Here is a 19,203-nt window from a genome sequence, read left to right as displayed (position 1 = left end):
ATGGACGAACGTCTCCTTTCAGGGGAATCTGGATACGAAGATGCGGATTTAGAGTATTCATTACGGCCACAGACGCTCCGTCAGTATATTGGCCAAGATAAAGCGAAACATAATTTAGAAGTGTTTATTGAAGCGGCGAAAATGCGTGAAGAAACGTTAGATCACGTACTTTTATATGGACCACCTGGACTTGGTAAAACGACGCTTGCGAATATTATTGCCAATGAAATGGGTGTTAACATTCGAACGACGTCAGGTCCCGCAATTGAAAGACCAGGAGATTTAGCAGCGGTATTAACAGCACTTCAGCCTGGAGATGTATTGTTTATTGATGAAATTCATCGTTTGCATAGATCAATTGAAGAAGTACTATATCCTGCGATGGAAGATTTTTGCCTTGATATCGTAATTGGAAAAGGACCGTCAGCACGGTCTGTACGTTTAGATTTACCTCCATTTACATTAGTTGGAGCGACAACACGTGCCGGAGCATTATCAGCGCCGCTCCGTGACCGTTTCGGTGTACTTTCAAGATTAGAGTATTATACAGTGGATCAGCTTTCTGCGATTGTTGAACGTACAGCGGAAGTATTCGAAGTGGAAATTGATTCGTTAGCCGCACTAGAAATTGCAAGACGTGCCCGTGGTACACCTCGTATTGCGAATCGTTTATTACGACGTGTACGTGACTTCGCACAAGTTCGCAGCGACGGAACAATTGCAATGGAAATTACACAAATGGCATTAGAACTACTGCAGGTAGATAAATTAGGACTCGATCATATTGATCATAAATTATTGCTCGGTATAATTGAGAAATTCCGTGGTGGCCCAGTTGGATTAGAGACAGTTTCGGCAACGATTGGAGAAGAATCTCATACAATTGAAGATGTGTATGAGCCGTATTTATTACAAATTGGCTTTTTACAACGAACGCCAAGAGGCCGAATCGTAACGCCACTTGCGTATGAACATTTCGGAATGAAGATGCCAAAAGTATGACGGAGATACCGAAATTGCTTATAACAGCAGGTATCTTACTCATTGTTGTTGGCTTAGCTTGGAAGTTCATTGGAAGGCTTCCAGGCGATATTTTTGTGAAAAAAGGTAACGTTACCTTTTATTTTCCTATCATTACATGTATTGTGTTAAGTATTGCATTATCTTTTATTATGTATATAATAAATCGATTCAAATAAGAAATAGGTGGATACAGTTATGGATATTAATCTGTTTGATTTTCATTTACCAGAAGAACTTATTGCACAAGTCCCGTTAGAGGATCGTGAAACATCAAGATTAATGGTGTTAGACCGTGAAACTGGTGATATTGAGCATAAACATTTTACGGACATTCTTTCTTACTTACATGAGGGGGATTGCTTAGTTTTAAATGAAACGAAAGTTATGCCTGCTCGCTTGCACGGTGTGAAAGAAGATACAGGCGCGCACATTGAAGTGCTTCTTTTGAAACAAGAGGAAGGCGATAAGTGGGAAACGCTTGTTAAGCCAGCGAAACGTGTAAAAGAAGGAACTGTAATTTCTTTTGGTGAAGGGAAATTAAAAGCAACTTGCACAGGGACTGCAGATCAAGGTGGGCGTCAGCTTGAATTTTCATATGACGGCATCTTCTATGAAATTTTAGATGAACTTGGGGAAATGCCACTTCCTCCATATATTAAAGAGACACTGGAAGATCGCGATCGCTATCAAACAGTATATGCGAAAGAAATCGGTTCAGCAGCAGCGCCGACAGCGGGACTTCACTTTACAGAAGAGTTACTTGAGAAGTTAAAGAAAAAAGGCGTTCAGTTAGCATTTATTACACTTCACGTAGGGCTTGGAACATTTAGACCAGTTTCTGCAGATACGATTGAAGAGCATCATATGCACGCAGAATATTACCATATGTCTGAAGAGACAGCGGCATTATTAAATCGTGTGAAAGAGAATGGTGGACGTATTATCACTGTAGGTACGACATCAACTCGTACGTTAGAAACGATTGCGACCGATCATAGTGGTAAGCTTTGCGCAGCTTCTGGTTGGACAGATATTTTTATGTACCCAGGATATGAATTTAAAGCAATTGATGGTTTAATTACAAACTTCCATTTGCCGAAATCAACATTAATTATGCTTGTAAGTGCATTTTCAAATAGAGATAATGTACTTCATGCTTATAATGAAGCAGTAAAAGAAAAATATCGTTTCTTTAGCTTCGGTGACGCAATGTTCGTTGCATCTCACGCTAAAATGAGAAACAAATAAAAGGAGTAAATTATGACAGCAATTCGTTATGAATTTATTAAAACTTGTAAACAAACGGGTGCGCGTTTAGGTCGTGTACACACGCCGCACGGTTCATTTGATACACCAACATTCATGCCAGTTGGTACACTTGCAACAGTTAAGACAATGTCACCAGAAGAATTAAAAGCAATGGATTCTGGCATTATTTTAAGTAATACGTATCATTTATGGCTACGTCCAGGTCACGAAATTGTTCGTGAAGCAGGTGGTTTGCATAAATTTATGAACTGGGACCGTGCAATCTTAACGGATTCTGGTGGTTTCCAAGTATTCAGTTTAAGTGACTTCCGCCGTATTGAAGAGGAAGGCGTTCACTTCCGTAACCACTTAAATGGAGATAAATTATTCTTATCACCAGAAAAAGCGATGGAAATCCAAAATGCATTAGGTTCAGATATTATGATGGCATTTGATGAGTGTCCACCGTTCCCAGCTACTTTTGAATATATGAAGAAATCTGTAGAACGTACAAGCCGCTGGGCAGAACGTTGCTTAAAAGCGCATGAACGTCCACAAGATCAAGGTTTATTCGGTATCGTACAGGGCGGAGAGTTTGAAGAGCTTCGTCGCCAAAGTGCAAAAGACCTTGTTTCAATGGACTTCCCTGGTTATGCTATAGGTGGTTTATCTGTTGGTGAACCGAAGGATATTATGAATCGTGTGCTTGAGTTTACAACACCACTTCTTCCAGATGATAAGCCACGTTACTTAATGGGAGTAGGTTCTCCTGACTCGTTAATTGATGGGGCAATTCGCGGCGTTGATATGTTTGACTGCGTACTTCCAACTCGTATCGCTCGAAATGGTACATGTATGACAAGTGAAGGCCGTCTAGTTGTAAAAAATGCGAAATTCGCAAGAGACTTCGGTCCGCTTGATCCTAATTGTGATTGCTACACATGTAAAAATTACTCTCGTGCGTACATTCGTCACTTAATGAAATGTGATGAAACGTTCGGAATTCGTTTAACGTCTTATCACAACCTTCATTTTCTGTTAAACTTAATGGAGCAGGTGAGACAAGCTATTCGTGAAGACCGTCTTGGTGATTTCCGCGAAGAGTTCTTTGAACAGTATGGCTTTAATAAACCGAATGCTAAAAACTTCTAATACATAATTTAAAAGGAGGAACAAAAGATGAATGCAGGTATGATGAATATCGTTATGATCGTTGCGATGTTTGCGATTTTCTATTTCTTATTAATTCGCCCGCAACAAAAGCGTCAAAAAGCAGTTGCTCAAATGCAAAACGAATTAGCAAAAGGTGATGCTATCATAACAATTGGTGGCTTACACGGTACAATCGAATCAGTAGATGAAACGAAAATCGTTGTTAAATCTGGTGGTGCACACTTAACTTTCGATCGCAATGCGATTCGTGAAGTTGTGAAAAACTAATGAGGAAGGCCCTGCATGAAATGTGCAGGGCCTTTTTTTAATTATTTTGCTTTGACATATTTACACCGAAAATACCACCGAGTGTACTCGCGCCCATTAATGCCAATTGGTAAAGTAACTGTGAGTTCGATAAAGTTTGAGAGAAGCCTAAATAGTTAACTAGAAAAACGAGTATGGCGAATGTGAGTCCTGTTGTAAAACCTACTAGCCAACCTTTCCCTTGGGCTTTTTTACCAGCAATAAACCCAGACATAAGCATAGATAAAAGAGCTAGTATCAAAATAGTGACGGTTAATGTACTTTCATTCATGTTCGTAAACTTTAATAATAGAGCCATAACCATGCTAGTAATAGATGCGAGAATTAGTAGGGTAATAATACCGAAACCAATTGCAGTTGATAATTTTTTCGTTCCATCCATTTATGCATTCCCCCTTTTTAATACAAGCATATTTCTCTTTTGCTTAAGTTAGACTATTTTCTTTTCTATAGGGGAATCTATAAGTAAAAAAGGAGATGTAGAAATGGAATGGGTATCAATAATTGGCCGGACGATGCTTTTGTATATCATTATCTTAATTATTTTCCGTCTTATGGGTAAACGTGAAATTGGAGAGCTAAGTGTATTAGATTTAGTCGTATTCATTATGCTTGGTGAAATGGCTGTAGTAGCGATTGAAAATACAGATAAATCACTTTGGCATCAATTAGTTCCGATGATTTTCCTTATGTGCATACAAATCATTTTGTCGGTTATTTCTTTGAAGTTTCAACGATTTCGGCATTTAATAGAAGGGGAGCCTGCTATTCTTATAAATGCGGGAAAAATCGATGAAAAAAAGATGAGAAAACAGCGCTATAACATAGATGATTTAATGATGCAATTAAGGGAGCAAGGGGTCGGAGACGTGCGGGATGTGGAATACGCTATTTTGGAACCATCAGGGAAGTTATCCGTTTTTCAAAAACAAAAAAGTAAAAAGAGTAAAAATGATACGCCTATTTTTACTCTCCCATTAATTATTGATGGAGAAATTCAATCTAATCATTTGCAAATGATTGAACATACAGACGAATGGCTCATTGAAAAACTAAAAAACTTAGGTTATAACGATATAACACAAATTTTATACTGTAGTTTTCAAAATGGACAATTTTTTGTTGATTTGAAAGAAAACTAAAAGCTTACCATTTTAAATAGTAAGCCCGGAAAAGTCTCGCTAATGAAAGTTTTACTTTATTTCAAAAATGAAAGTTTACGAATGATAGGGAGGCGACTTAACTCCTCTTTTCGAATTAGTTTAAAGATGAAGAGGAGAACGACATAAACAATTGTTGTTAAAGTGATTTCCCATAATGTTTGTATACCAAGAGAATGAGAGAAAATAATATACTTATGAAGGTAAAAACCGAAGGCACCTGCAATACCGATGGCAAGTCCGCCGAAAATATAGTCTTTTGCGTAAATGGTAAATGTAATCTTTTTTAAAACGGTAGCGTAGTGAAGGAATGTCACGGTTACTATATTTGCTGCAATAGCGAGAGCAACCCCCATCATTTGAAATTCTGGCTTTGAAGCTAGTACAAAAATAACGATTAATTTCACGATGGCGCCAATAAATGTGTTCATCATAGCAGCGCGTGCTAAATTTAAAGCTTGCAATACAGATGTAAGTGGACTTTGAAAATAATGAAATAAAAAGCAAGGTGCAAGTAGCTGAATGAATGCTGTTGCGCTGTCTGATCCGTACATAAGAGTTAAAACAGGGGAAGCGAATACGTATAATATAACGACAGACCACCCACCAGTAATTAATGAAATTCGAAGTGCTTGTTGTAAACGGTGCTCCACTAATTTATGTTGCCTTTTTGCCATTGCTTCACTAATTGAAGGAACGAGCGCTGTAGAAAGAGCGTATGTAATGAAGGCGGGTAGTGATAGGAGCGGGAATGCATAACCGTTTAATATACCGTATTGCTGGGTTGCGACAGAAGCGGCAACTCCGGCAATTGCTAAACTTTGCATAACGACGATAGGTTCAAAAAAATAAGAAATGGAACCGATTAAACGACTTCCTGTAGTTGGAAGGGCAATATCCATAAGAGAATAAAATGTACCTTTGCTCTCCTTTACGGTAGTGAAAAATCTAGAGCGTATAGATAAGTGTTTTTCACGTTGGAATAAAGTGAGTAAGAATAATAAGGATGCAACTTCGCCGAGAACGGCTGATAGCATAGCGCCGGCTGCAGCATATTCTACGCCATAAGGTAAAAATATTCGAATACATACAGCGATAATTGTAATGCGGACAACTTGTTCGATCACTTGAGCATAAGCGCTAGGTTTCATATTTTGTTTCCCTTGGAAATAACCACGTAAAACAGAAGAAACAGCAATAACAGGAACGACAGGTAAAATGGCCATTAATGGATAGTACGTTCTTTCATCGGTTAATAATGTTTTCGCTAAAATAGGTGTGAGGAGCATAATGCCAATTGTTAAAATGATGCTAATAAAGGAAGTGACAGCTAGTGATACGGTTAATATTTTTTTTATTTTTTGTTTATCGTTCACCGCTTCCGCTTCTGCTACAAATTTTGCGATTGCGACAGGAAGACCGATTTGTGTTAATGTAATTGCTAAAATGAATGTAGGAACGGCCATCATATAAAGGCCAACGCCTTCTTCTCCTAGTATACGTGCCATTACAATCCGGTTAATAAATCCAAGGATTTTGGTAATAAAGCCAGCAATCATTAAAATAAATGCGCCTTTTAAAAAGCTTTGTCTCGTCATGGTCTTCTCCTACCTTCTCAAAATCAGTGGAATGATTTACAATAATTTATATGCACGTACGAGACAAGAATGACAAGCATTTAAGAGAGTGAAGTATGATAGTGCTCTTGAAAGTAGTTATTGCTGTCCATTAGAGCGGGAATAAAAGCGACTTTTCGTGCTGAAATTATAAGGAGATGTTACGTATGTTAGAAAAAGAAGATTTGGTAGAATCATACCGCGGACAGTTACAAGTCGTTTTAGTTAGTAAAGTAGAGGAGTTTCAAATGTTCGGTTATGACCGAGTGACAGATGATGACATTTGGAAGTTCCTTAAAGTGAAAAAGTGGAAAAAGATAGACAGTAATGTTAGGTTGTATGAATTAGTGAACGATGTATTAAGAATAACACCTAATGAATATATGACATATTTAACTGTTGAAGCATACCAAGCGCCACTTTGGTCATTTGATGAGTATGAAAATAAATAACTGACTGCAATTGGTTTGTTCTTCCTTTTGCAGTATAATGATAGGTATTGATAAAGAGGAAATAACGATGTCTAAGATTATATGTAAAGGAGGTAGTGAAGAAGAAAAATAAATAATGAAAGTGTAGGTATTGCGTAAGGTTTACCGACACAGCTAGTGATGAACTAGCAAAAAACAAATGTATTTTATAGAAAGGAAGTCTACTAACTAGGTGTATGCACACGTATAGCAGTGAATCGTAAGAGATTTATTGAAAGTGTTAGTAGCAGAAAGAGGGTACATATGGCAAAGCGTGGTACGAGAATTGCCGCCTTTTTCCTCATCGTTTTATTAATCGGTGGCGTAATTGGTGCGGCAGGAAAAGACATAGCAAAAGGAATTAGTCTAGGACTAGACCTTCGCGGTGGTTTTGAAGTTCTGTATGAAGTAAAACCAGCCAAAAAAGGCGATAAAATTGACCGAGAGGCACTTGTAAGTACAGTAGGTGCTCTTGAAAATCGTGTCAATGTTCTCGGTGTAAGTGAGCCGAATATCCAAATTGAAGGAGAAAATCGAATTCGTGTACAGCTTGCTGGTGTACAAGATCAGCAAAAAGCACGTGAAATGTTATCAACACAAGCGAAATTAACATTCCGTGATGTGGATGACAATCTTCTTATGGATGGTACGGATTTAAAAGGCGGCGGAGCGAAGCAAACATTTGATGAGCAAGGCCGTGCGAGCGTAGGTCTTACATTAAAAAGCGCTGAAAAATTCCGTGCAGTAACTGAAAAAATTTCAAAGATGCCACCACCAACGAATTTAATGGTAATATGGCTTGATTTTGAAGAAGGAAAAGATTCGTATAAAGCAGAATCTGCAAAACCGAATCCGAAGTTTTTATCAGCAGCAACAGTAAGCCAAGTGTTTAACCAAGCTGAAGTATCTATCGTAGGTGGAAACTTTACAGTTGAAAGTGCGAAAGAACTTTCATCTTTATTAAATGCAGGTGCACTTCCTGTTGATTTAAAAGAAATGTATTCAACATCTGTTGGAGCGAAATTTGGTCAACAAGCATTAGAGCAAACGATTTTCGCTAGTGCAATCGGTATTGCTATTATCTTCTTATTTATGCTTGTATTCTACCGTTTACCAGGGCTTGTAGCGGTTATTATGTTAGGTTTATACATTTTCGTTACATTACTTGTCTTTAACTGGATGCATGCGGTTCTTACGTTGCCAGGTATTGCGGCATTAGTGCTCGGGGTAGGTATCGCAGTTGATGCGAATATCATTACGTACGAGAGGTTAAAGGAAGAGCTGAAAATTGGTAAGTCAATGATGTCAGCATTTCGTGCTGGTAACCATCGTTCATTAGCGACAATTTTAGATGCGAACATTACAACAATTGCAGCAGCCGGTGTATTATTTGCTTACGGTAATAGTTCTGTAAAAGGTTTCGCAACAAGTTTAATTGTTAGTATTTTAGTCGGTTTCATTACGAACGTATTCGGTACTCGTTTCTTACTAGGTTTACTTGTAAAGAGCCGTTACTTCGATAAAAAACAATCTTATTTTGGTGTTAAGGAAAAGGATATTATTCCATTAACAAAAGGTGTAGTACATCCGCCAACGAGATTTGATCGTATTAACTTCGTAAATATAGGTCATAAATTCTTCTTATTCTCAATTGTAGTCGTAATTGCTGGGGCAATTATATTACCGATTTTCAAAATGAATCTTGGTATTGACTTTGCAAGTGGTACACGTATCGACTTGCAATCAAAACAAGCAGTTACTGTTGCTGATGTTCATAAAGATTTTAAAGAATTGAAAATCGATGTGAAGGAAGAAAATATTGTACCGACTGGAGATGACAATAAAGGTTTCGCAGTTCGTACATTAGGTGTTCTATCAAAAGATGAAATTGCGAAAACGAAAACATTCTTCCACGATAAATACGGTACAGATCCGAATGTAAGTACAGTTTCACCGACAATCGGTAAAGAGATTGCACGAAATGCATTTATCGCAGTATTGATTGCTTCTGCAGTAATCGTTTTATACGTAAGTATTCGTTTCCGTCTTACGTACGCAGTATCTGCAGTAATCGCATTATTACATGATGCCTTCGTTATGATTGTTGTATTTAGTCTTTTCCGAATAGAGGTAGACTTAACGTTTATCGCTGCGGTATTAACCATTATTGGTTACTCTATCAATGACTCAATCGTTACGTTTGATAGAAACCGTGAATTATACAAACAGAAAAAACGAGTTCGTGATTTAAAAGATTTAGAAGAAATCGTAAACTCAAGTATTCGTCAAACAATTGGTCGTTCAATTAATACTGTTTTAACAGTGTTGTTCCCAGTAATTGCACTACTTATTTTCGGTAGTGAATCACTGCGTAACTTCTCACTTGCATTATTAATTGGATTAGTTGTAGGTACGTACTCTTCTATTTTCGTTGCTTCTCAAATTTGGTTAATGCTTGAAAACCGTCGTTTGAAAAAGGGCAAAAACAAGAAGAAGGTTGAGAAAGAAGTATCGGAACCACAAGTATAAAAAGGTGATGCCTCATTAGGAGGCATCTCTTTTTTCGTTTGTGGATACAATAAGATAGCAACTTTTTACAGAAGAAAGATGGAAGAAAGTGGTGATGTTATCGTTGTTTTTGATACAATAAATCGGGATAACAAGATAGGTTAAGAAAAGAAGGGATTTTAATTATGGAAAAAGATGAACGTTTTAAACAGGCCGAGTTTGGTGCTATTGTCGGAATCGTTGGTAATATTATATTAGCGATTGTAAAGGCGGTAATTGGTTATATCGGGAACAGTAAAGCACTATTAGCGGATGCTGTGCATTCTGCATCAGATGTAATTGGTTCGCTAGCTGTACTTTTTGGATTGCGAGCAGCAAAGCAACCACCAGATGAAGATCACCCGTACGGTCATGGTAAAGCAGAATCGATTTCAGCGATTATTGTTGCAGTATTATTATTTATTGTGGGCATCGAGATAGCGATTTCGTCTATAAAAGCTTTTTCGCAAGAACTAGAACCACCGAAAGGAATTACGATTTTTGCTGTTATTCTTTCGATTGTCGTGAAAGAAGGAATGTTTCAATATAAATTCCGATTAGGGAAGAGGGTAAATAGTGATGCAATTATTGCAAATGCATATGAGCACCGTTCGGATGTATTTTCTTCAATTGCAGCTTTAATCGGTATTTGTGCAGCTATTATCGGTGGTAAGCTAGGTTTAGATTGGCTTGTATATGCGGATCCGGTTGCGGGGTTATTTGTTTCACTCCTTGTTGCAAAGATGGCGTGGAGTATTGGGGCGGAAGCGATTCATGCAACGCTTGATCATGTACTTCATGAGGAAGATGTTATTCCGCTTAGAGAAGCTGTCCTGCAAGTAAATGGTGTGAAAAAAATCGGTTCTTTATATGCGAGAGAACATGGTCACTATGTTATTGTCGATATTAAAGTTTCTGTAGATCCATACATTACTGTAGAAGAAGGACACCGCATTGGAAAACATGTGAAAGAAATGCTTATGAAACAAGATAATGTACAAAATGTGTTTGTACATATAAATCCGTATTCTCCAAATTAAATATCATTAACATTTTAGTATATAGATATTGCATCGTAGTTTGCATTATATTGTCACCCCTTAATCTGTCTTGTATAATAAACAGGTTAAGGGGTGATTTCGTGTTACAACCGAAGACGCGTTGGAAAGAAAAAGAATATAATGAAGAGCGAGTGAGTGAATTAGCAAAAAAGTTACAACTATCACCACTTGTCATTTCGTTATTCCTCGGTAGAGGATTAGATACAGAAGATAAGATTTTAGATTTTTTAAATACAGAAAATCAAGAATTTCACGATCCGTTTTTATTAGAAGGAATGGATAGAACGGTAGAACGTGTAAATAAGGCGATTCAAAATGGAGAGCAAATATTAATATTTGGTGATTATGATGCGGACGGAGTAAGTAGTACAACGGTTTTATATCTTGCTCTGCAAGAATTAGGTGCAGAGGTAGAATTTTATATTCCAAACCGTTTTACAGAAGGTTATGGACCGAACGAAGAAGCGTTTCGTTGGGCGCATAGTGCAGGGTTCTCACTTATTATTACTGTCGATACTGGTATCGCAGCGGTACATGAAGCGAAGGTAGCGAAGGAACTTGGAATAGATCTTATTATTACGGATCACCATGAGCCACCGCCAGAATTACCAGAAGCACTCGCGATTATTCATCCAAAACTAGATGGCGGTGTGTATCCGTTTCATTATTTAGCCGGTGTAGGTGTTGCGTTTAAAGTTGCACATGCACTATTAGGTCGTGTACCAGAACATTTATTAGAAATTGCAGTAATCGGTACGGTAGCCGATTTAGTATCACTTCATGGCGAAAATAGATTGCTAGTGAAGCGCGGTTTAAAACATATGCGAATGACGAAAAATATTGGTTTGAAGGCATTGTTTAAAGTTGCTAACGTTTTGCAAAGTGAAATTACAGAAGAAAGCATTGGATTCTCAATCGCACCGCGTATTAATGCAGTTGGGCGTTTAGAAGATGCTACGCCGGCTGTACACCTATTATTATCAGATGACCCAGAGGAAGCGAAAGAACTGGCTGAAGAAATTGATGAGCTGAACAAACTTCGAAAAGATATTGTAAAGCAAATTACAGAAGAGGCTATCGCTGAAGTGGAAAATAAATTCCCGCCAGAAGAAAATAAAGTGTTAGTGCTTGCAAAAGAAGGCTGGAATCCAGGTGTAATTGGAATTGTCGCTTCTAAATTAGTTGAACGTTTTTATCGTCCAACAATTGTATTAAGCATTGATCCTGTCAAAGAAACAGCAAAGGGTTCAGCACGTAGTATCGCGGGATTTGATTTGTTTGCAAACTTGTCGGATTGTAGAGAGTTATTACCGCACTTCGGAGGGCATCCGATGGCCGCAGGAATGACGCTACATATGAATGATGTAGATGAGTTACGTCGCCGCTTAAATGCGCAAGCGGATGCAATTTTAACAGAAGCGGATTTTATTCCAATCACAGCAGTTGATACATTTTGTAAAGTGGAAGATGTAACGCTTGCAGCAATTGAGGATATGCAAAAGTTAGCGCCATTTGGTGTTGGAAATCCGAAACCACGTCTTGCAGTGAAAAATGCTGAATTAGAAAGTATTCGTGCAATCGGATCAGATGGTTCACATTTGAAAATGGCACTTCGTGACGGACAGGCAACACTGGATACAATTGGATTCGGATTTGGTGCGTATGCAAAAGAAATTTCTCCAGTTGCTAAGGTATCTGTAATAGGAGAGGCATCCATTAATGAATGGAATAATTTTAAGAAGCCACAATTAATGGTACAAGATATTGCTGTAGAGGCATGGCAATTATTTGATTGGCGTAGTATGCGTAATGTGGAAGCAAATTTAGCAGAACTTCCGAAAGAAAAAATAACAATGGTGTATTTTTCTGAAGAGGTATTGAATAAGTTTTCTTTAGAAGACTATAAAGAACATCTTGTGCATGCATCAGAGGTAACTCATTTAGATGATCAATACATCGTGTTACTCGATTTGCCAAAAGGAACAGATGAATTGCGTGATTTATTTAAAGTAGGATTCCCATCTAGAATCTATACGTTATTTTATCAAGAGAACAATCATCTATTTAGTACAGTCCCAACGAGGGAACATTTTAAATGGTACTATTCTTTCTTAAACCAAAAATCACCATTTTCTTTAAGTCAATATGGGGAACAACTATGTCGCCATAAAGGTTGGTCAAAAGATACAGTAAATTTCATGACACAGGTGTTTTTTGAGTTAGAATTTGTTACAATAAAAGACGGTGTCATTTTTATGGCCGAACAAAAACAAAAGCGTGATTTAATTGAATCGAACACATATCGTGAGAAAATGAACCACTTACAATTAGAAAAAGAATTGGTTTATAGCACATATCAGCAACTATATACATGGTTTGAAACGATTCGTAATCATAAATAAGTAGAACAGTTAGGGTAAAGGATTTGTATTTACAAACCTTTTATATCTGAGGAGGATTCAGAAATATGGATTTCAAGCAACATATCGCAATTGTACCGGATTATCCGAAAGAAGGTATTGTGTTTAAAGACATTACACCTTTAATGAACGACGGTAAAGCATACAAAGCAGCAACAGATGCAATCGTTGAGTATGCAAAAGAAAGAGATATCGATGTTGTAGTAGGACCAGAAGCTCGTGGTTTTATTATCGGTTGCCCAGTTTCTTATGCATTAGAAGTAGGATTTGCGCCAGTTCGTAAATTAGGAAAATTACCACGTGAAGTAATTACAGTTGACTACGGCAAAGAATATGGTACAGATGTTTTAACAATCCATAAAGATGCAATTAAACCAGGTCAACGCGTATTAATTACTGATGATCTATTAGCTACAGGTGGAACAATTGAAGCAACAATTAAGCTAGTTGAAGAACTTGGCGGAGTTGTAGCAGGGATTGCATTCTTAGTAGAGCTTACTTACTTAGATGGTCGTAAAATGTTAGATGGTTACGATGTATTAGTATTAGAAAAATACTAATCACTATATAGGTAAAACTACGGTGATAAAAAGTACCCGTGAATCTCTTGGAGAGGAGCGGGTACTTTTGTATAATTGAACAAAAAAATAAGGTGAAATGTCAGTAAAATCTTTTCCTTTTCACAATTCACAATCATTGGGTTATAATGATAGAATATAATTTATTCTATTTAATAAATACAAAGTCAATTTTCAATAAAAGGTGATTCGATGGCAAATGAGCAAGTACTAACAGCTGAACAGGTACTCGAGAAAGCAAGTCAATATTTAGCGGATGAAGATATTGAGCTAGTGGCACGTGCTTATGAATATGCACGCGATGCACATAGCGAACAATATAGAAAATCGGGTGAACCATATATTATTCACCCAATTCAAGTTGCAGGTATTTTAGTTGATTTACACATGGATCCAGCTACAGTATCGGCAGGTTTCTTGCATGATGTAGTGGAAGATACAGAGATTACATTAGAAGATATTGAACGAGAATTTAATAAAGAAATCGCTATGCTTGTCGATGGTGTTACAAAGCTTGGAAAGATTAAATATAAATCTCATGAACAGCAACAAGCAGAAAACCATCGCAAAATGTTTATCGCAATGGCTCAAGATATTCGAGTTATTTTAATTAAACTAGCTGATCGTCTTCATAACATGCGTACATTGAAACATTTGCCTCAAGAGAAGCAGCGTCGCATTGCGAATGAAACGTTAGAAATCTTTGCACCTTTAGCACATAGACTCGGAATTAGTACTATTAAATGGGAGTTAGAGGATACGTCACTTCGCTACTTAAATCCGCAACAATATTATCGTATTGTAAATTTAATGAAGCGTAAACGTGCAGAGCGTGAAGAATATTTAGATGAAGTAATGACTGGTATTCGTGAGAAATTAAAAGAAGTTTCCATTCAACCTGAGATTTCTGGAAGACCAAAACATATTTACAGTATTTATCGTAAAATGGCATTGCAAAATAAACAGTTTAATGAAATTTACGATTTACTAGCTGTACGTGTCGTTGTAAATAGTATTAAAGATTGTTACGCGGTGCTTGGAATTATTCATACTTGCTGGAAGCCAATGCCAGGTCGTTTCAAAGATTATATTGCAATGCCGAAAGCAAATCTATATCAATCTCTTCATACGACGGTAATTGGACCGAAAGGTGATCCGCTAGAAGTGCAAATTCGTACGAAAGAAATGCACGAAATTGCAGAATTCGGTATCGCGGCACATTGGGCGTATAAAGAAGGAAAGACCGCAGAAACAACAGGTACATTAGAGAAGAAACTAACTTGGTTCCGTCAAATATTAGAATGGCAAAATGAAGCTTCTAATGCAGAAGAGTTTATGGAGTCATTAAAAATTGATTTATTCTCTGACATGGTATTCGTCTTCACACCGAAAGGCGATGTAATGGAATTACCACTTGGATCTGTTCCAATTGACTTTTCTTATCGTGTCCATTCAGAAATCGGGAATAAAACAATTGGTGCAAAAGTAAATGGGAAAATGGTGACCCTTGATTATAAATTAAAAACGGGTGACATCATTGAAATTTTAACATCGAAACATTCGTATGGCCCAAGCCAAGATTGGGTGAAACTTGCTCAAACATCTCATGCGAAAAATAAAATACGTCAATTCTTTAAGAAACAGCGTAGAGACGAAAATATTGAAAAAGGCCGTGAACTTGTTGAAAAAGAAGTACGTGGTCTAGAGTATGAGATGAAAGAAGTGTTAGCTCCTGACAATTTAAAACGTGTTGCTGAGAAGTTTAATTTTGCAAATGAAGAAGATATGTTTGCAGCAGTTGGATATAGTGGAATTACAGCGTCGCAAATTGTTACGCGACTAACGGACAAGTTCCGTAAGCAGCGTGAAGAAGAAGAAATTGTTGAAGTTAAAGAAGTTCGTAAACCGATGAAAATTAGAAAATGGGATTCTGGTGTAAAGGTAAGTGGTGCTGACAATTTATTAATTCGTTTGTCAAAATGCTGTAACCCAGTTCCAGGTGATGATATCGTTGGGTATATTACGAAAGGTCGGGGCGTATCGATTCACCGTCGTGATTGTGTAAATATTCATACAGAAGAAGCTGTAGAGCGCTTATTAGAAGTAGAGTGGGAAGGTAGCCCTGAAAAAGAAATTGAATACAACGTTGATATCGAAATTTCAGGCTATGATCGCCGTGGTTTATTAAATGAAGTATTGCAAGCTGTTACAGAGACGAAAACATACATTTCAGCTGTTTCTGGTAGAAGTGATCGTAATAAGATGGCAACGATTAATATGTCGATCTCGATTCGTAACTTACAACACTTGAAAAAAGTAGTAGAACGCATTAAACGTGTTCCTGAAATTTATGCAGTACGACGCATGATGCATTAATAGGGAGTGTAGAAAAGATGAGAGTTGTTTTACAACGATCAAAAGAGGCGTCTGTCACAGTAGATGGTGAGATTGTAGGACAAATTCCATTCGGTTTAACATTACTAGTTGGCATTACGCATGAAGATACTGAAAAAGATGCAACGTACATTGCAGAAAAAATCGCGAACTTACGCATCTTTGAAGATGAGAGCGGAAAGATGAACCATTCTGTACTCGATGTAGAAGGACAAGTTCTATCAATTTCGCAATTCACATTATATGGCGATTGCCGCAAGGGAAGACGTCCAAACTTTATGGATGCTGCGAAACCTGACTATGCAGAGCATTTATACGATTTCTTTAATGAAGAAGTTCGTAAACAAGGATTGCATGTAGAAACAGGGAAGTTCGGTGCAATGATGGACGTTTCTTTAATCAATGATGGTCCGGTGACCTTAATTGTGGAAAGTAAATAGTATGGCCCAAGAAGAGAGGATTATATAATCCTCTCTTTTTTATACTTTGTTGTATGTTTTGTTCATTTATCCCGCTATTTGTGGGCAGTAAGAACCCCACCTCAAAATTCAGCGGAAGCAAAGAAGTTAGGTGGGGGTCGGGCTGCCCGTAAAAGCCCGATTGGTGAGGGCTGATAATCAGTGGGGGATGAACAAAACCCCCACTGATTAAAGTTTCACTTTATCATAGGATTAATTCGAAGGGGAATAAAAGGAAAAGAAGGTGTAGCATGCTTCAAGAATTCAATATAACTTTACGTTTTATGCTAGAGTTATGTGTTCTTGGGATTGTTGGATACTGGGGATTTCGGGTAGGAACAATAACGGCTATAAAAATTACACTTGCTATTATTTTTTCGATTGTTGTTGCAGTCATTTGGGAGCTATTTGGAGCTCCGCATGCAGAATGAGAAGTACAAGGTATATTGCATGTATTGTTAGAGATTATCATGTTTGAAGCGGATGTTGCAGCGTTGTATCATTTGAAGCATCCTATGCTGGCGAGTGGATTGGTAACTATTATTGTTATAAATCGAATGCTGATGTTGATTTGGAATCAATAGCTTGGGTTATCCATTATATAGTATAATGTAAAAAATGGTAAAAACATTCGGATGTATGTGTGAAAAGGGGAGATAGTACATGAATTGGTCAATCTTTAAAGATTTGAAATTTTCATTGCGATTTAGCTTAGCTATTTTTTTACATGCATTAGGAGTTACTTTCGCAGTGCTAAGTTACAGTACTTGGGCAGTATTTGTAATAGCAGCAATGGTTGTAACAACCTTTATGATTCAAAGAGCGGATTATTTATATAAAAGTGGTATGGAATAACGTTATTCGTTTATACGTATAACTACCTGATCAATATGGAACAATAAAAAGTAAAACATCCATATTGAATGTGAGGGATATACGTATGCGTATGAATGAAAAAGGGCATTCTGTTACAAACGGTGCAAATCAACTGTTTAACGTGAATTTTCATGATTTTATTTCAAAAGAACAAAACAATACTTCGATGGAGCTTGCTTCTGAGTTTGGAATTTCTCTTCAAGATGTAAAGCGTCTTAAGAAGCAGATTGAACGCTCTTAGAACACTTGACAATCGTACTCAACAAACGTATAGTAATTTTATATTTACATATGAATATAACCGTTGATAGAGAAGAGTAAATGAGATACACATGGAAAGAGAAGAGATGTCTTAGGCTGAAAACATTTCTACATGATGACTGATTGAATGACACTCTAGAGGTTTCAACTTGAACGGCATATATGCTTAGTAGGGATGAACGCACATTTAAGCGTTATTAAAAAAGTGGAAGCATACGTGCTTCAATTAGGGTGGCACCACGGGTATAATACTCTCGTCCCTACTGTTCAAACAGTAGAGGCGGGAGTTTTTTTATTTTTATTAAGATTAAAACAATTTGAGGAGGAACTGAATATGTCTATTCAAATCCCACGCGGAACGCAAGATATTCTTCCAGGCACTGTTGAGTTATGGCAGTATATCGAAGGGCAAGCACGCGAAATTTGCCGTCGTTACAATTATAAAGAAATTCGCACACCAATTTTTGAACACACTGAGTTATTTTTACGTGGTGTTGGTGATACGACAGATATCGTACAAAAAGAAATGTATTCATTCCAAGATCGTGGTGAGCGCAGTTTAACATTACGTCCAGAAGGTACTGCACCTGTTGTACGTTCTTACGTTGAAAACAAAATGTTCGGTGACGCAACGCAACCAACAAAGTTATACTATATCGGTCAAATGTTCCGTTACGAAAGACCACAAGCAGGTCGCTATCGTCAATTCGTACAATTCGGTATTGAAGCAATCGGTAGTAACGACCCTGCAATTGATGCAGAAGTAATTGCACTTGCTGTAGAGTTTTACCGCGGCATGGGCTTAAAAAATATTAAAGTTGTATTAAACAGCTTAGGTGATGCAGCGAGCCGTCAAGCGCACCGCGATGCATTAATCGCTCATTTTGAGCCACGCATCGGCGAGTTCTGCTCTGATTGCCAATCTCGCTTAGAAAAGAATCCACTTCGTATTTTAGACTGTAAGAAGGACCGTAACCATGAATTAATGGGTACAGCACCATCTATTACAGAATACTTAAACGAAGATTCAGCAGTATACTACGATAAAGTTCAAGAACTATTAACGATGATGGATGTTCCATTTGAAAAAGATCCAAACTTAGTGCGTGGTTTAGACTACTATCAACACACTGTTTTTGAAATTATGAGTGAGGCAGAAGGTTTCGGTGCTATCACTACATTAAGCGGTGGTGGCCGTTATAATGGACTTGTACAAGAAATCGGTGGACCAGAAATGCCAGGTATCGGTTTTGCAATGAGTATTGAACGTCTAATTATGGCGCTAAAAGCTGAGAACATTGAGTTACCAATTGAACATAGTATTGATTGTTACGTTGTAGCTCTTGGTGAAAAAGCGAAAGACCATGCTGCGAAAGTTGCGTTTGATCTTCGTAAAGCTGGATTATCAGTCGAAAAAGATTATTTAGATCGCAAAATGAAAGCACAATTTAAATCAGCAGATCGTTTAAATGCGAAATTTGTAGCTGTATTAGGGGAAGATGAGCTAGATAAAGGCATCATTAACTTAAAAGATATGGCAACAGGCGGACAAGAAGAAGTAGCATTAGATGTATTTGCTTCATACGTAGCAGAGAAATTAATATAGGGGGAA

18 protein-coding genes, 1 pseudogene and 1 other annotated feature are annotated in these 19,203 nt (G+C 37.5%); of the genes and pseudogenes, 17 read left to right on the top strand and 2 right to left on the bottom strand.

What is annotated here, in order from left to right; translation table 11 throughout:
- From ruvB to yajC, 5 genes are read left to right on the top strand one after another with little or no spacing between them, the layout of a single operon-like run.
- A complete protein-coding gene (ruvB, locus tag JDS92_RS08840) occupies nucleotides 1-1,002 on the top strand; it encodes a Holliday junction branch migration DNA helicase RuvB (protein WP_199631825.1) in 1,002 nt (333 codons plus the stop codon).
- A complete protein-coding gene (locus JDS92_RS08835; protein WP_000136158.1) occupies nucleotides 999-1,199 on the top strand; it encodes a DUF2905 domain-containing protein in 201 nt (66 codons plus the stop codon). Before ruvB ends, JDS92_RS08835 begins: the two co-directional genes overlap by 4 nt.
- A gap of 19 nt (nucleotides 1,200-1,218) precedes the next feature.
- Nucleotides 1,219-2,271 carry a tRNA preQ1(34) S-adenosylmethionine ribosyltransferase-isomerase QueA gene (gene queA, locus JDS92_RS08830; protein ID WP_000354012.1) on the top strand — a complete coding sequence of 351 codons (1,053 nt, stop codon included), beginning with the start codon at nucleotides 1,219-1,221 and terminating at the stop codon, nucleotides 2,269-2,271.
- 12 nt (nucleotides 2,272-2,283) lie between these two features.
- The gene (gene tgt / locus JDS92_RS08825; RefSeq protein WP_000125368.1) at nucleotides 2,284-3,423 is read left to right on the top strand and encodes a tRNA guanosine(34) transglycosylase Tgt; all 1,140 of its coding nucleotides are present in this window, start codon (nucleotides 2,284-2,286) and stop codon (nucleotides 3,421-3,423) included.
- A gap of 27 nt (nucleotides 3,424-3,450) precedes the next feature.
- Nucleotides 3,451-3,711 carry a preprotein translocase subunit YajC gene (gene yajC, locus JDS92_RS08820; protein WP_000991114.1) on the top strand — a complete coding sequence of 87 codons (261 nt, stop codon included), beginning with the start codon at nucleotides 3,451-3,453 and terminating at the stop codon, nucleotides 3,709-3,711.
- Between the two features lie 37 nt (nucleotides 3,712-3,748).
- On the opposite strand, the gene JDS92_RS08815 is transcribed toward yajC, so the two are convergent.
- The gene (locus JDS92_RS08815) at nucleotides 3,749-4,132 is read right to left on the bottom strand and encodes a TIGR04086 family membrane protein (RefSeq protein ID WP_000349137.1); all 384 of its coding nucleotides are present in this window, start codon (nucleotides 4,130-4,132) and stop codon (nucleotides 3,749-3,751) included.
- Nucleotides 4,133-4,235: 103 nt separating this feature from the next.
- On the opposite strand from JDS92_RS08815, the gene JDS92_RS08810 reads away from it, so the two are divergent.
- Nucleotides 4,236-4,892, top strand: a complete 657-nt coding sequence (locus tag JDS92_RS08810; RefSeq protein WP_000455375.1) for a DUF421 domain-containing protein — start codon at nucleotides 4,236-4,238, stop codon at nucleotides 4,890-4,892.
- Nucleotides 4,893-4,948: 56 nt separating this feature from the next.
- Here the strand turns inward: JDS92_RS08810 and spoVB are convergent, their stop codons facing one another.
- Nucleotides 4,949-6,508, bottom strand: coding sequence for a stage V sporulation protein B (gene spoVB / locus JDS92_RS08805; RefSeq protein WP_199631824.1), 1,560 nt, complete (start codon nucleotides 6,506-6,508; stop codon nucleotides 4,949-4,951).
- A 185-nt stretch (nucleotides 6,509-6,693) separates the two neighbouring features.
- On the opposite strand from spoVB, the gene JDS92_RS08800 reads away from it, so the two are divergent.
- The 11 genes and pseudogenes from JDS92_RS08800 to hisS all read left to right on the top strand — a co-directional run bounded on the left by JDS92_RS08800 (nucleotide 6,694) and on the right by hisS (nucleotide 19,197).
- The gene (locus JDS92_RS08800; RefSeq protein WP_000890217.1) at nucleotides 6,694-6,978 is read left to right on the top strand and encodes a post-transcriptional regulator; all 285 of its coding nucleotides are present in this window, start codon (nucleotides 6,694-6,696) and stop codon (nucleotides 6,976-6,978) included.
- 282 nt (nucleotides 6,979-7,260) lie between these two features.
- On the top strand, nucleotides 7,261-9,525 hold the full coding sequence (gene secDF / locus JDS92_RS08795; RefSeq protein ID WP_001119094.1) for a protein translocase subunit SecDF: 2,265 nt from the start codon (nucleotides 7,261-7,263) through the stop codon (nucleotides 9,523-9,525).
- A 164-nt stretch (nucleotides 9,526-9,689) separates the two neighbouring features.
- A complete protein-coding gene (locus JDS92_RS08790; protein ID WP_000409731.1) occupies nucleotides 9,690-10,583 on the top strand; it encodes a cation diffusion facilitator family transporter in 894 nt (297 codons plus the stop codon).
- 101 nt (nucleotides 10,584-10,684) lie between these two features.
- On the top strand, nucleotides 10,685-13,006 hold the full coding sequence (gene recJ, locus JDS92_RS08785) for a single-stranded-DNA-specific exonuclease RecJ (protein WP_199631823.1): 2,322 nt from the start codon (nucleotides 10,685-10,687) through the stop codon (nucleotides 13,004-13,006).
- Between the two features lie 65 nt (nucleotides 13,007-13,071).
- Nucleotides 13,072-13,584, top strand: coding sequence for an adenine phosphoribosyltransferase (locus JDS92_RS08780; RefSeq protein WP_000346217.1), 513 nt, complete (start codon nucleotides 13,072-13,074; stop codon nucleotides 13,582-13,584).
- Nucleotides 13,585-13,794: 210 nt separating this feature from the next.
- Nucleotides 13,795-15,978: a GTP diphosphokinase gene (relA, locus tag JDS92_RS08775; RefSeq protein ID WP_001262799.1), complete on the top strand. Its 2,184-nt coding sequence runs from the start codon at nucleotides 13,795-13,797 to the stop codon at nucleotides 15,976-15,978.
- 17 nt (nucleotides 15,979-15,995) lie between these two features.
- Nucleotides 15,996-16,436 (top strand): D-tyrosyl-tRNA(Tyr) deacylase, encoded by a 441-nt coding sequence (locus JDS92_RS08770; protein ID WP_001266954.1) that lies wholly within the window; start codon nucleotides 15,996-15,998, stop codon nucleotides 16,434-16,436.
- Nucleotides 16,437-16,705: 269 nt separating this feature from the next.
- Nucleotides 16,706-17,038 (top strand): annotated as a pseudogene (locus tag JDS92_RS08765) (YrdB family protein).
- A 79-nt stretch (nucleotides 17,039-17,117) separates the two neighbouring features.
- Nucleotides 17,118-17,309: a hypothetical protein gene (locus JDS92_RS08760; protein WP_001104578.1), complete on the top strand. Its 192-nt coding sequence runs from the start codon at nucleotides 17,118-17,120 to the stop codon at nucleotides 17,307-17,309.
- 85 nt (nucleotides 17,310-17,394) lie between these two features.
- The gene (locus tag JDS92_RS08755; RefSeq protein WP_001242605.1) at nucleotides 17,395-17,571 is read left to right on the top strand and encodes a hypothetical protein; all 177 of its coding nucleotides are present in this window, start codon (nucleotides 17,395-17,397) and stop codon (nucleotides 17,569-17,571) included.
- Between the two features lie 54 nt (nucleotides 17,572-17,625).
- Nucleotides 17,626-17,856: a binding site (T-box leader), on the top strand.
- Between the two features lie 69 nt (nucleotides 17,857-17,925).
- The gene (gene hisS / locus JDS92_RS08750) at nucleotides 17,926-19,197 is read left to right on the top strand and encodes a histidine--tRNA ligase (RefSeq protein ID WP_033657340.1); all 1,272 of its coding nucleotides are present in this window, start codon (nucleotides 17,926-17,928) and stop codon (nucleotides 19,195-19,197) included.
- The last annotated feature ends 6 nt before the right edge of the window (nucleotides 19,198-19,203 follow it).

It is taken from the genome of Bacillus cereus group sp. N12 (genome assembly GCF_016483575.1).
Taxonomy (GTDB): domain Bacteria; phylum Bacillota; class Bacilli; order Bacillales; family Bacillaceae_G; genus Bacillus_A; species Bacillus_A toyonensis.
Note: the sequence above shows the minus strand (reverse complement) of the source record. Positions and strands in the feature narration are given on the sequence as shown.

What these genes read in the sequence shown, in the direction of transcription:
- JDS92_RS08835 (WP_000136158.1), top strand. Translation starts at nt 999, where the DNA reads ATGACGGAGATACCGAAATTGCTTATAACAGCAGGTATCTTACTCATT.
- JDS92_RS08780 (WP_000346217.1), top strand. Translation starts at nt 13,072, where the DNA reads ATGGATTTCAAGCAACATATCGCAATTGTACCGGATTATCCGAAAGAA.
- JDS92_RS08815 (WP_000349137.1), bottom strand. Translation starts at nt 4,132, where the DNA reads ATGGATGGAACGAAAAAATTATCAACTGCAATTGGTTTCGGTATTATT.
- ruvB (WP_199631825.1), top strand. Translation starts at nt 1, where the DNA reads ATGGACGAACGTCTCCTTTCAGGGGAATCTGGATACGAAGATGCGGAT.
- spoVB (WP_199631824.1), bottom strand. Translation starts at nt 6,508, where the DNA reads ATGACGAGACAAAGCTTTTTAAAAGGCGCATTTATTTTAATGATTGCT.
- JDS92_RS08755 (WP_001242605.1), top strand. Translation starts at nt 17,395, where the DNA reads ATGCGTATGAATGAAAAAGGGCATTCTGTTACAAACGGTGCAAATCAA.
- queA (WP_000354012.1), top strand. Translation starts at nt 1,219, where the DNA reads ATGGATATTAATCTGTTTGATTTTCATTTACCAGAAGAACTTATTGCA.
- yajC (WP_000991114.1), top strand. Translation starts at nt 3,451, where the DNA reads ATGAATGCAGGTATGATGAATATCGTTATGATCGTTGCGATGTTTGCG.
- secDF (WP_001119094.1), top strand. Translation starts at nt 7,261, where the DNA reads ATGGCAAAGCGTGGTACGAGAATTGCCGCCTTTTTCCTCATCGTTTTA.
- JDS92_RS08760 (WP_001104578.1), top strand. Translation starts at nt 17,118, where the DNA reads ATGAATTGGTCAATCTTTAAAGATTTGAAATTTTCATTGCGATTTAGC.
- relA (WP_001262799.1), top strand. Translation starts at nt 13,795, where the DNA reads ATGGCAAATGAGCAAGTACTAACAGCTGAACAGGTACTCGAGAAAGCA.
- JDS92_RS08800 (WP_000890217.1), top strand. Translation starts at nt 6,694, where the DNA reads ATGTTAGAAAAAGAAGATTTGGTAGAATCATACCGCGGACAGTTACAA.
- JDS92_RS08790 (WP_000409731.1), top strand. Translation starts at nt 9,690, where the DNA reads ATGGAAAAAGATGAACGTTTTAAACAGGCCGAGTTTGGTGCTATTGTC.
- JDS92_RS08810 (WP_000455375.1), top strand. Translation starts at nt 4,236, where the DNA reads ATGGAATGGGTATCAATAATTGGCCGGACGATGCTTTTGTATATCATT.
- tgt (WP_000125368.1), top strand. Translation starts at nt 2,284, where the DNA reads ATGACAGCAATTCGTTATGAATTTATTAAAACTTGTAAACAAACGGGT.
- JDS92_RS08770 (WP_001266954.1), top strand. Translation starts at nt 15,996, where the DNA reads ATGAGAGTTGTTTTACAACGATCAAAAGAGGCGTCTGTCACAGTAGAT.
- hisS (WP_033657340.1), top strand. Translation starts at nt 17,926, where the DNA reads ATGTCTATTCAAATCCCACGCGGAACGCAAGATATTCTTCCAGGCACT.